Annotated in this window: 10 protein-coding genes; 9 read left to right on the top strand and 1 reads right to left on the bottom strand. The window is 73.3% G+C overall.

Annotation, left to right across the window (positions count from 1 at the left end):
* Positions 1 to 116: 116 nt before the first annotated feature.
* Genes AC4IJH_RS01525 through AC4IJH_RS01515 form a run of 3 tightly spaced genes read left to right on the top strand, consistent with a single transcriptional unit; the run spans position 117 to position 3,700 of the window.
* Positions 117 to 1,208, top strand: a complete 1,092-nt coding sequence (locus AC4IJH_RS01525) for a Gfo/Idh/MocA family protein (protein ID WP_490849587.1) — start codon at positions 117 to 119, stop codon at positions 1,206 to 1,208.
* A gap of 9 nt (positions 1,209 to 1,217) precedes the next feature.
* On the top strand, positions 1,218 to 2,489 hold the full coding sequence (locus AC4IJH_RS01520; protein WP_490849586.1) for a DegT/DnrJ/EryC1/StrS family aminotransferase: 1,272 nt from the start codon (positions 1,218 to 1,220) through the stop codon (positions 2,487 to 2,489).
* Complete coding sequence (locus tag AC4IJH_RS01515) at positions 2,486 to 3,700, top strand: MFS transporter (protein WP_490849585.1); 1,215 nt, start codon at positions 2,486 to 2,488, stop codon at positions 3,698 to 3,700. The genes AC4IJH_RS01520 and AC4IJH_RS01515 overlap by 4 nt, the downstream gene beginning before the upstream one ends.
* Here the strand turns inward: AC4IJH_RS01515 and AC4IJH_RS01510 are convergent.
* Positions 3,655 to 4,071 carry a tautomerase family protein gene (locus tag AC4IJH_RS01510; RefSeq protein ID WP_490849584.1) on the bottom strand — a complete coding sequence of 139 codons (417 nt, stop codon included), beginning with the start codon at positions 4,069 to 4,071 and terminating at the stop codon, positions 3,655 to 3,657. The genes AC4IJH_RS01515 and AC4IJH_RS01510 overlap by 46 nt on opposite strands.
* 141 nt (positions 4,072 to 4,212) lie before the next feature.
* On the opposite strand from AC4IJH_RS01510, the gene AC4IJH_RS01505 reads away from it, so the two are divergent.
* The 6 genes from AC4IJH_RS01505 (at position 4,213) to AC4IJH_RS01480 (ending at position 11,961) form a co-directional block, all read left to right on the top strand.
* Complete coding sequence (locus AC4IJH_RS01505; protein WP_490849583.1) at positions 4,213 to 5,103, top strand: LysR family transcriptional regulator; 891 nt, start codon at positions 4,213 to 4,215, stop codon at positions 5,101 to 5,103.
* 105 nt (positions 5,104 to 5,208) lie between these two features.
* Complete coding sequence (locus AC4IJH_RS01500) at positions 5,209 to 5,892, top strand: TetR/AcrR family transcriptional regulator (RefSeq protein WP_490849582.1); 684 nt, start codon at positions 5,209 to 5,211, stop codon at positions 5,890 to 5,892.
* A complete protein-coding gene (locus AC4IJH_RS01495) occupies positions 5,885 to 7,255 on the top strand; it encodes a phenylacetate--CoA ligase family protein (RefSeq protein WP_490849581.1) in 1,371 nt (456 codons plus the stop codon). The genes AC4IJH_RS01500 and AC4IJH_RS01495 overlap by 8 nt, the downstream gene beginning before the upstream one ends.
* Positions 7,256 to 7,420: 165 nt before the next feature.
* Positions 7,421 to 7,621, top strand: a complete 201-nt coding sequence (locus AC4IJH_RS01490; RefSeq protein WP_490849580.1) for a hypothetical protein — start codon at positions 7,421 to 7,423, stop codon at positions 7,619 to 7,621.
* 162 nt (positions 7,622 to 7,783) lie between these two features.
* Complete coding sequence (locus AC4IJH_RS01485; protein ID WP_490849579.1) at positions 7,784 to 8,836, top strand: SDR family oxidoreductase; 1,053 nt, start codon at positions 7,784 to 7,786, stop codon at positions 8,834 to 8,836.
* Positions 8,833 to 11,961, top strand: a complete 3,129-nt coding sequence (locus AC4IJH_RS01480) for a helix-turn-helix transcriptional regulator (protein WP_490849578.1) — start codon at positions 8,833 to 8,835, stop codon at positions 11,959 to 11,961. Before AC4IJH_RS01485 ends, AC4IJH_RS01480 begins: the two co-directional genes overlap by 4 nt.
* Positions 11,962 to 11,974 lie beyond the last annotated feature (13 nt).

Below are 11,974 nucleotides of genomic sequence, written 5' to 3'. Positions count from 1 at the left end.
AGCGCGAAGAGCTGCCGGTGCGCTGGCCCGTACGCGGCCGACATCCGTCAACTTCCTTGTTCATCAGCGGCTTTGTGTCCAGAACACGCCGCTTTCGCTCGCTGAAAGAGAAACACGTGACCCTGAACACCGCCATCATCGGGTGCGGGAGCATCGCCCTGTCCGCTCACGCTCCCGCCTACACCCGCAATGCCGACTCCCGCCTGGTCGCGGTCGTGGACCCCGACCTCGACCGGGCGAGCGCGCTGGCCCACCGCTTCGACGTACCGCACGTCTTCACCTCCCTCCAGGACCTGTTCGCCACCGTGGACGTGGACGCCGTCAGCATCTGCACACCGCCGCATCTGCACGCCCGGCAGACGGTGACGGCGCTGGAAGCCGGCTGCCACGTCCTGTGCGAGAAACCGGCCGCGCTCAACGCCGGTGAGGTATCGCTCATGGCGGCCCGCGCCGCCGCCCACGACCGGGTGCTCACCTTCGGCTTCCACTACCGCCACCTCGCCGAGGCACGGATCGCCGCCGAGCTGGCCGGGCGCGGCGATCTCGGGGAGATCTACGCCGTGGAGGCAACGGCCATGCGGCGCTGCGGCATTCCGCACTGGGGCGTCCATCTGGACCGTACGAAGGCGGGCGGTGGGCCGCTGATCGACATCGGGGTGCACGTCCTGGACCTCGCCCTGTGGCTGACCGGCTTCCCGGAGGTGGACAAGGTGCTGGGAGTGACGCACGACCAGCTGCTGCGCGGCAGAGGCCGAGCCACGGACTCCGTCGAGGAGCCGCCCTCCGTGGAGGACATGGCCACCGGGCTGATCCGCTGCGCCAACGGCATGTCGCTGCAGATCCGCACCTCCTTCGCCGCCCATATGGCCCAAGCCGAGAGCACCCAGGTGCGTATGCTGGGGTCGGCCGCCGGGCTGGAGGCCTTTCCCCTGCGGCTGTACGGGCGGGAGGGCTCACTGCCGGTACGCACGGCCTCGGCGCCGCCGCACCGCCCGTGGGACCACCAGGCCGCCTATCAGCAGCAGGCCGACTCCTTCGTCGACGCCTGTCTGGGCCGCGGGCCGCTGGCCGTGACTCCCGAGCAGGCCGTGCACGTCCAGGATGTCGTCGACCGGCTCTACCGCTCGGCCTTCGAGAACAGCGCCCAGAGCACCCTCGCGGCCCAGGCGCGCCGGCACGACCCCGACCGATCCCTAGTGGCTCAGTGAAGGTCTGTGATGTACCTCAACGATGAACTCGCCCTGCTGGGCGGCGAATCCGTCGTCGCCCAGCCGTCGACCTGGCCCGAGCGCGGGACCGAGGAGGCTCGGCTGCTGCAGGAAGTCCTCGCGGACGGGCAGTGGTCCGCGCACGGCGGCACCCGCATCGCCCGGTGCGAGGAGCGCTTCGCCCGCCTCCAGGGCCTGACCCACGTCCGCTGCGTCACCAACGGCACGATCGCTCTGCAACTCGCCTGTGAGGCACTGGATCTGGCGCCCGGTGACGAGGTGATCGTGCCGGGTCTGACCTGGCAGGCGACGGCCGGTGCCGTACTGGACGCCAACGCCGTGCCGGTGCTCGCCGACGTCGATCCGCGCACCTGGTGCCTGGATCCGGCCGCGGTGGCCGCCGCGATCACCCCGCGCACCCGCGCCGTGATCGCGGTCCATCTGTACGGCATGATGGCCGACCTGACGGCACTGTCCGACCTGACGGACCGCCACCGCCTGACCCTGATCGAGGACTGCGCGCATGCGCACGGCGCCCGCTGGGAGGAGCGCGGCGCGGGCGCCATCGGCGCGCTGTCCTGCTTCAGCTTCCAGAAGAGCAAGACGCTGACCGCCGGTGAGGGCGGATGTGTGGCCACCGCCGACCCGGCGCTCGCCGACCGGCTGGCCACGCTGCGGGACTGCGGGCGGCCGCCGTGCGATCCGCCGCCGCCCGGGTGGCGGCCCGTCCAGGGCGGCAATCACCGGATGACCGAGTGGCAGGCCGCGGTGCTGCTCGGCCAGTGCGACCGGTTCCCCGGCCAGCGCGCTCGCCGCGAGAAGGTGACCGAACTGTGGCGCGGCGCCGCCGAGGACAGCGGCTTGGTGCGCCCCGGCGCCCTGCTGCCGTCGGTACGCCGCCCTCCGGGGTACGGGTTCGCGCTGGCCTATGACCCGACGGCGCTGGAGGGCGTACCGGTGGAGGTCTTCCGGCAGGCGCTCTCCGCGGAGCTGGCCGTGCCCGTCGAGGGCACCTACCGGCCGCTGGACGACTCGCCGCTCTACACCCCGCTCAGCAAGCGCCGGTACCACCTGTCCGAGGAGTACCGGCGGGCCATCGACCCCGGTCGCAGCGCTCTGCCCAACTGCCATGCGGTGTATGGCACGTCCGTGGTCGTGCCGCATCCGGCGATGCTCCGGGCGGGTGCGGCGGAGCATCTGCCGCGCGCGCTGGACAAGATCCGCCGCCACGCCGGGCGGCTGCGCTCCGCCGCGCGTGACACGGAGGGCAGCCGGTCATGAAGGGTCGTACGCACCGGCGGGCGCTGGGTGGGTATTTCGCCCTCAACGGCCTGGGGCTGGCCTGCTGGGTTCCCCGCATCCCGCAGATCCGTACCGAACTGGGTCTCAATGAGGCGGAGTTGGGTGCGATCCTGCTGTGCGTGGCCGTCGGTGCGCTGATCGCCATGCCGACCGCCGGGGTGCTCGTGGACCGGTGGGGTGCGCGGGTGCTCACCCCGGCGGCGGCCGCCGGGTACGTCGCGGCGATCGGGTGCATCGCTCTGGCCGGTTCCGGGCCCGCCCTGGCGGTGGTGCTCTTCTTCACCGGGCTGTGCAACGGGGCGCTGGATGTCGCCATGAACACCCTCGCGGAGGCGGAGGAGCGCAGCTGCGGGCGGCCCGTACTGGCCACGTTCCACGGGCTGTTCAGCCTGGGCACGCTGGCCGGTGCCGCCGTGGGGACGCTGGCCGCCGCGGCCGGTGTCAGCCCCGGCCGGCAGCTGCTCGCGGTCGGCGCCTGCTGTCTGCCGGCCGTGGCCGCCCTCGCCCCGCTCACCCCGCACCACCGCGCCGCGGCCACCGGCGGTCCACGGCCGGACGCTACGCCTTCCGGCCGCCCGCACCTGCTGTGGCGACTGCTGCCCTTCGGTGTCATGGCGTTCTGCGTGCTGCTCGCCGAAGGGGCGGTGGCCGACTGGACGGCGGTGCTGCTGACCGACACCCGCAGCGCCTCTCCGGGTGCCGCGGCCGGCGGCTATCTGGCCTTCACCGCCACCATGGCCGCCGGGCGTCTGGCCGGTGACCGGGTGGTGGCGCGGCTGGGAGCGGCTGCCGCCCTGCGCGGCGGCGCGGTGGCCACCGCCGCGGGTCTGATGCTGCTGCTCCTCACCCCCGGCCTGTTCGGCGCGATTGCCGGCTGTGTGCTGCTGGGGGCCGGAATCTCCTGCCAGTTCCCGCTGCTCATCCGCCACGCCGCCCTGGCGGGCCGGCGCGCTCCCGGCCGTTCGGTGGCCGCCGTCTCCACCGTGGGCTACCTCGGTTTCCTGGCCGGCCCGCCCCTGATCGGGTTCCTGGCCGAGGCCACGGCCCTGCGCACGGCTCTCGTCGCGCTGGCCCTGGCCCCCGTCGCCGTACTGCTGCTGGCCCAGCACACCCGCGGCGCGACCACGGCCAGGTACGGCGCGGCTCAGCGGGCAGAGGCGCCGGCGGAGGTGTCCACGGGGCGGCGGTAGAAGTCGAACTGGGTCACTCCGTTGTAGCCGTAGCTCTCGGGGTGGAGTTCGTGGAGGGCTGTGCCGCAGCGGGGAAGGGGGCCGAGGACGTCCGTCAGGAGTTCTCCGGCCTTGGCGATGAAGGCGGACTTCTCGGCGGCGCTGTTCGTGCCCAGGGTGATGCTCGCCTCGATGTGCGCGTCGCGGCCGCCGGCCAGGGGGCGGCCGTCGATGTAGTAGCTGCCGGGCTCGACCAGGTTGATCTGGACGATGGTCCGGGCGCTGGACTTGTTCAGCTCCGAGACCGCCAGCCGGGTCAGCCCCTCGGCGAGGGCGCGCTGAAGGTCGGCGGGGAGGTGGGGGTCGGTGACGGTGACGCGGAGGTAGGGCATGGCTCCTCTTCCTGTGGGCCGGCTGCGCAGGCTCGTACGCCGGGCGTTCGCGGCCGCCGGGGTCGACGGCACGGAGCAACCCTCACCGAGCTGGCACGATAGATCCAACGCATAGTCGTCATGGATGTATGAGGCCGCCGCATGACCGTGAATCTTCCCCAGCTGAGGGCCTTCCTCGCCGTCGTCGACGCGGGCGGTTTCAGTGCGGCCGCCGCCGAGCTGGGCATGAGCCAGTCCGCGGTGTCGCACGCCGTCGCCTCCCTGGAACGCGAGCTGGCCGGCCCGCTGTTGGTCCGTGCCAGCCCGGCGCGGACCACGGCGCTCGGGGAGCGGGTGCTGCCGCACGCCCGGCTCGCGGTGTCGGCGGCCCGGTCCGTGGAGCAGATCGCGGCCGATGCCGCCGAGTCGATGACCGGCACCGTACGGCTGGCCGCCACTCCGACGGTCTGCCAGGGGCTGGTACCCGGTCTGCTCCGGCACTGGAGCGAGGATCAACCGCGCGTCACGGTGCGGGTGTTCGAGGGCGACAGCGCGGAGGTCGCGACCTGGCTGGAGGACGGTACGGCGGATGCCGCGATCCTCATCGACCCGCCGCCCGGCCCCGGCGTCCAGCTAGCCCTGGACGGCTACCGGGCCCTGCTGCCCCGGGACCACCCCCTGGCCAACGAGCCCGTCGTCGACATCCGCGACCTGGAGGACGACCAGTTCCTGATCTCGCCCAACGGCTGCGAGGCCCGCATCCGTAAGATCCACAGCCTTGCCGGGCTGCGCTTCTCCCCCACCCATCGGGTACGGGACCTGGCGACCCTGATCAGCATGGTGCAGGCGGGTATCGGCGTGACGGTCCTCTCCGAGGTGTCCCGCTCGCTGCTCCCCGCCGACATGGTCCTGCTGCCGCTGGAGCCGCGGACCTCGCGCCGCCTCGTACTGACCGGACCGAGCGCCCTCCCCTGGCACCCGGCGGTCCGCACCCTGGCGGAGTCGGCCGCCGCCCATCTGGCACGGACGGCATCAAATCCGGTACGCGGCTGAGCTGTTGGGTACGGCCCGAGCCCGCCCCCAGCCCCGGACCGGCGCGAGTGATCCGCACCACAAACCCTAGTTTCAATACAGAGCTGCACCGTATTTTATTCATCCATGAAGCCTGGTAACGACGGCGGCGAACACACCGTCAGCACTGCTCCCCCACCGGCACGTCAGCCGGGCCGGCCGCGCAGCCGGGAGGCGGACGAGGCGATCCTCGCGGCGGCGCTCGACCTGCTGATCGAGCGCGGCATCGGCTCGGCGAGCATCGAGCAGATCGCGCGCCGAGCCGGGGTCACCCGCGCCACCGTGTACCGGCGGTTCCCGACCCTGACCGACTTGCTGGTGCGGGCGATCGAATGGGAGTACCGCGATGTGTCCCCCGGCCCGCAGAACCAGCAGGGCGGGCCGGACGCCACCGGCTGGCCCGACATGGAGGCCATGGTCAAGGACTGGGCCGGGCATCTGAGCCAGCCCCGCGCCCGCCGGCTGATCCGCCGCCTCTACGGCTCGGTGGACGACCTTCCCGAACTGCTGCAGGCCTACGACAGCGCCTATGGCCACCACCGCGGCCGGGCCGTACGCGCCACCCTCGAACGGGCCCGCGCGGCAGGCCGACTCCCGCCGGACAGCGACCTGGAGATCCTGCAGCTGCTGCTCAGCGGCGCGGCACTGCAGCACCTCGCCGCCCCCGACACCACCTCGCAGGACGACGTCGAGGCCTACTTCCTCGCCGTCCTGCGGCAGGCGGGCTACCGGCGGCCCCCCTCACACGAAGGAGCGCAGCACGATGAGTGAGAACGAGATCTCGCTGGGGCGGGACATACGCAGCGCCCGCAGGCAGGGCCTGGCCGCGATCGAGCGGCGGCAGCGCGCCCGGCTGGCCGCGAGCGTCGCCCACGCCCGCGCGACATCGCCGTATTACCACGAGCTCTACCGCGGTCTGCCCGCGCGGGTGGAGGACCCGACACTGCTGCCGGTCACCGACAAGAAGCAGCTGATGGACCGCTTCGACGACTGGGTGACCGACCTCGACATCAGCCTGGAGAAGGTACGCGCCTTCGTCGACGACCCGGACCGGATCGGACAGCGGTTCCTGGGGAAATACCTGGTCGCCACCACCTCGGGCACCAGCGGCAGGCGCGGACTGTTCATCCTGGACGACCGGTACATGGCCGTGGGCTCCGCGCTGACCTCGCGCGCGCTGACTTCCTGGCTGGGCCCCTCCGGCACCCTGAAGGCCACCGCCCGCGGCGGGCGCTTCGCCCAACTGGTCGCGGCCGACGGGCACTACGCCAGCTTCGCCGGGTACTCCCGGCTGATGCGCGAGGGCGGCTGGCGCAGCAAGCTGCTGCGCGCGTTCTCGGTGCACACCCCGATGCCGCAGCTGGTCGCCCAGCTCAACGCCTACCGCCCCGCCATCATCATCGGCTACGCCAGCACGGTCATGCTGCTCACCGCCGAGCGGGAGGCCGGGCGCCTGCGCATCGACCCGCTGCTGATCCAGCCCGCCGGGGAGACGATGACCACGGGCGATACGGACCGCATCGCGCGCGCCTTCCGCTCCACGGTCCGCACGATCTACGGCGCGACCGAGTGCACCTACCTCAGCCACAGCTGCGCCGAGGGCTGGTACCACGTCAACAGCGACTGGGCCGTGCTGGAGCCGGTCGACGCCGACTACCGGCCCACCCCGCCGGGCGAGTTCTCGCACACCGTCCTGATCAGCAACCTCGCCAACCGCGTACAGCCGTTCCTGCGCTACGACTTGGGCGACAGCGTCATGCTCCGGCCCGACCCCTGCCCGTGCGGCAGCCCGCTGCCCGCGATCCGTGTGCAGGGCAGGGCCGGGGACATCCTCACCTTCCCCACCGAACACGGCGACCGGGTCAGCCTCTCCCCGCTGGCCTTCGGCACCCTCTTCGACCGCACTCCCGGCATCGAGCTGTTCCAGATCGAGCAGACCACGCCGTCCACCCTGCGGGTACGGATGCTCCCGGCCGGCGACGCCGACCCCGACCGCGTGTGGCAGGCCGCCCACCGGGAGCTGACCGGGCTGCTCACGGGCAACGGGCTCGGTCACGTCGGCATCGAGCGGGCCGAGGAGCCACCGCAGCAGACGGCCGGCGGCAAGTACCGGACGGTGATCCCACTCGCCTGACTTCCGCACAGGTGTCGGCACCGAACTGTCGATCTGCGCACCCCGCCGGACATCCGCACAGGCAAGATCGATCCGGCCTCCCCTTACGGGTGACGCGCCACATACCGGCACGCGCCATGGGCAGCCTCGGTGCGGATCAACTTCCCTTACCTGGAAAGGCTGTTCATGCGTCGTATCGCCGCCGTGGCCGTCGGAGCTCTCGCGTTCCTCGGATTCCTCGCCTCACCGGCCAGTGCCGTACCGGACCCCGTCGCGGCCGTCACCTGTCTCACCCAGTCCGTCGGTGACGTGACCACTCTTGTCGACCCCAGCGCCCCCGGAGTGCCCTCCGAGGTCCCGGGCGTGAGCTGCCTCTCGGCGCCCTGACCCTGGCCTGACCGGGGCAAGATCGGTGGGAGTGGCGGACCAGGTCCGCCGCTCCCCCGCGCGCTGCCCCGCGAGAAGCCGGCCGGTGTCCCCGTACCTCAAGTGGCACATCCCAGGGTTTCCCCCGTAGTGCCCGGCCCAGGGGGACGGCATGCTCCTGGCATGCGATCAGTACGCGGGACAGCCAGCGGAAAGCCGACGGTGCTGGTCACCGGCGCATCCGGCGTCATCGGCAGCGCTCTGCTGCCGAAGCTCGCCGGCCACCGGGTCATCTGCCTGTCCCACACCGCGGCGGTGCACGGCCCCGGTGTACGCACCCTGCGCGGCGACATCCGCGCGCCGCGGCTCGGGCTCTCCCGGGCCGCGTACCGGGACCTGGCGGCGGCCGTGGAGGTCGTCGTCCACGCCGCGGCCGCCACCGGGTACGGCACCATGACACAGCTCAGGGACACCAACATCGTGGGCACGGGCCGCATCCTGGACCTCGTCGCCGAGGCCGACGCCCGGCTGATCCACGTCAGCACCGCGTTCGTCGCGACCGGGGACTCCGGTTCCCCGGCCCTGGCCCACGCGCGGTCCAAGGCGGAGGCCGAGGACCTGGTGCGCACCGGCGGTCTGCCGGCGACGATCGTGCGCCCCTCGACCGTCGTCGGAGACTCGCGCACCGGACGCATCGCCCGGCACCAGGCCTTTCACGAGGCCCTGGGCGCCGTCATGCGTGGGCTGTTCCCCCTGGCGCCACTCGCCCCGGCACGGCTGCTCGACTTCGTGCCGCAGGACGTAGTGGCCGACGCCCTGGCCGGTCTGCTCTACGGGGGAGAGCAGACCGGCCAGGTGCGACCATGCCGGGAGCTGTGGCTGACCGCGGGCCCCCAAGCCCTCACGCTGGGCGAGGTGGTAAGCGAAGTGGTCGCGCTGAGCCGGGAGTTGGGGCATTCGGTCCCACCGGTCCGGTTCGTCGCCCCCGAGCAGTACGAGCGGCTCGCCCTGTCGGTGGCCCTCGGCTCCCTGCCCGCCCCGGCCCGGCTGACGCTGGTCGGCCTGGTCGAGCGGCTCTCCGCGCACATGGCGGTCCGCCACCCGTTCCCGAGCGACCTCACCGGCCCCGGAGGGCTCCCGGCGCTGCCCGACCAGCGACTGACCCTGCGCCGCTCGATGCGCAACTGGGCCGCCTCAACGGGCTTCGCACGGCAGCCCGTTGGAGTACGGGCATGACGGAACCGGGCCGAGGGGCCACGGGCCGTTCGGCGGCACCCGGCCGACGCGACCGGCCGCGCCCGCTCCCCGTTCGCACCACCGCTCAGCAAGCGGGCGCCGTCCTCGCCCGGACTGCTGCGGGAGCGGGCGCCGGCCTCGCGCACGCCCCACTCCGGCACCGTCATCCACCTCACTCCACCGGCGCCCCTCACTCCCGACGCGTCCGACCGGCCACTGGACACTGTGCGACAGACAGCGTCGAACATTACCTGACTCAACGTCATATCCCTTATCTACAGGGCCCGTTCGGTACATCGCGTGCCACCGCGCAGGCGAGTGCGCCCCCAGACGTGCACGGCACCTTGTACAGCTCCCCTCCCCCGGCGGATAAACTCGGCCGGGTGTTGCTGGGGCGAGCAGCGGAATCACGTCGGTTGCTGGAGCTGCTGGGCGGGGCCCGGCGGGGGTGCAGCGGGGTCCTGGTCCTGTCGGGGGAGCCGGGGGTGGGCAAGACCGCGCTGGTGGAGTTCGCCGTCGCCCATGCGAGCGGGATGCAGATCTGTCAGGTCAGGGCGGCCGAGACCGAGCGCGAACTGCCCTTCGCCGGGCTGTCGTCGGTCCTGCGCCCGTGGGAGGCGGACATCGACGGACTGCCGCCGGTGCAGGCGGCCGCGCTCAAGGGCGCGCTCGCGCTGGGGCCGCCGGTGGGCGGTGACCGGTTCGCCGTCGCCGCGGCGACCCTGGGCCTGCTGACGGCGGGCGCCGAGCGGCGGCCGATCCTGCTCGCGCTCGACGACTTCCACTGGATGGACGAGGCGTCCAAGGAAGCCGTCCTGTTCGCCGCGCGCCGGATGGGCTGCGAGGGCATCGCCGTCGTCATCGGCACCCGGGACCCGCCCGAGGACCGCGACAGCGGGGACTGGACGACGCTGCCGCTGCCCGGTCTGGCGGTCGACGCCGCAAGGGCGCTGGTGACCGGGCTGCGCGGGGAGCCGGTCGCCGCAGCGGTGATCGAGCAGCTGGTCCGCGACACCGGCGGCAACCCCCTCGCCCTGATCGAGCTCGCGCGCCTGCTGGACACCGAGGAACTCTGCGGCCGGGCCGCGCTGCCGGTGCCGCTGCGGGTCGGGCGCGCGACGACCGCACTGTTCGCCCCCCGGCTCTCGGCGGGCGGCCCCCAGGAACGCACCGCGCTGCTGCTGGCGGCCCTGACCGACACCGACGTGGAGGTGGTGGTCAGGGCGGCCGACCGGCTGGGGCTGCCCGCCGAGGCGATGACGGCCCTGGAGTCCGAGGGGCTGGTCACGGTGGAGAAGGGGCGGCTGGTGTTCGCCCACCCGCTGGTGCGCTCGGCCATCGTCGAGGCCGCCACCGCGCCCCAGCGGCGGGCCGCCCACGCCGCGCTGGCCGGCGCGCTGACCGGCCCCGCGCACGCCGACCACCGGGCCTGGCACCTGGCCAAGTCCGTCGTCGGCCATGACGAGGAGGTCGCAGCGGAGCTGGAGCTGATGGCCGACCGGATGCGCGACAAGCGTGCCTACCAGGCCGCTTCGCTCGGCTACGAGCGGGCCGCCGAGCTGACCACCGACCCGGTGCGCAGCGCCCGCTGCCGGTTCCAGGCCGCCGCGGCCGCCTGGTTCGCCGGGCGGTTCGCGCAGGCGCGCGATCTGATCGCCGGGGTGACGGTGGATGAGCTGGAGAGCGTCTGGAAGGCCGAGGCGCAGTACGTGCTCGGCAGTATCGAGCTGTTCAACGGGCGCCCGGCGCGGGCCCGGCGGCTGCTGTCCGCCTCCGCCGAGCGCTACCGCGCCACCGCCGTCGAGGTCGCGGTGCAGCGCCAGCTCGACGCCGTCCTGGCCGCGTACGTCGACAACGACTTCCCCTCGGCGGCCGACCTGGCGCTGCGGGCCGTCGGCTGGGGCGGCGCCAGCCGGGCGCTGACGGGGCTGGCCCGGCTGCTGGCGGGGGTCAGCGTCATGGCGCAGGGCGATCCGCGCCAGGGCGCGGAGCTGATCGTCGATGCCGTCAACACCCCGGAGCTGGTCCGCGGCCAGGGGCTGCACGACCAGCACACCCTGCACGCCGCGCACGAACTCGTACGGGTCGGGCTGCCGTTGGTGGCCAAGCGGATCCTCGACCCGCTGGTGGAACGGCTGCGGGCCAACGCCGAGCTGGGCCTGCTGCCGTACGCGCTGCACGTCAGCGCCGTGGCCGAGGTGCGCTGCGGCCAGCTCAACACCGCCTACGCGGCCGCCGCCGAGTCGGCCAGGCTGGGCCGCGAGACGGGCAACCCGCTGTGGCACTACCGCGGCACCGCGGTGCTCTCCTACGTCCAGGCGACCCGCGGCGAGGTGGCCGAGTGCCGGCGCAGTGCCGCCGAGGCGCGCAGCCTGGGCGAGCGGATGGGCACCACCTCCGCCCGCTACATCGACGAGGCGCTGGCGGCCCTGGAGTTCGCGCTGGGCAACACCGGCACGGCACTTGAGCACGTCGCCCGGGTAGGCTATTTCCGCCGCTGCACCTCGGCGGTGCTGCTGACCTGGCCGGGGGCGATGGACCCGGCCGAGGTGCACGTCCGGGGCACCAAGCGGCTCCCGCACGCCCTCGCCGACGCCCTGGAGAGGACCCTCGCCAAGGACATCGCGGCCGCCCTGCCCGGGCAGGCCGCGGGCCTGGCCCGGCTGCGCGCCGTCGCCGGCCCCGACCCCGAGGAGGCCGAGGGCCTGTTCGCCCGCTCCCTGGCCGGCTATCTGGCCGCGCATCTCCATCTGGACGCCGCCCGCACCCAGCTCGCCTGGGGCGAACGCCTGCGCCGGCACGGCAAACTCACCGCGGCCCGCACCCACTTGCGCGCCGCGCACACCAGCCTGGAGGCCATGGGCGCGCGGCTGTGGGCCGGGCGGGCGCTGGCCGAACTCCGCGCGACGGGAGTGAAGGATCTCCCCCGCCCCCACCAGCCCGCCCAGCCGCTGACCCCTCAGGAAATGCAGGTCGCCCTGGCGGTGGTGAACGGCGCCACCAACCGCGAGGTCGCCGACTCCCTCTTCCTGAGCACCAAGACCGTCGAGATGCACCTCACCCACGTCTACCGCAAACTCGGCATCCGCTCCCGCACGGAATTGGTCCGCCGCCTGGAGGTTTAGTACGGGGGCGGGC

It is taken from the genome of Streptomyces sp. UF-297 (genome assembly GCF_058245575.1).
Note: the sequence above shows the minus strand (reverse complement) of the source record. Positions and strands in the feature narration are given on the sequence as shown.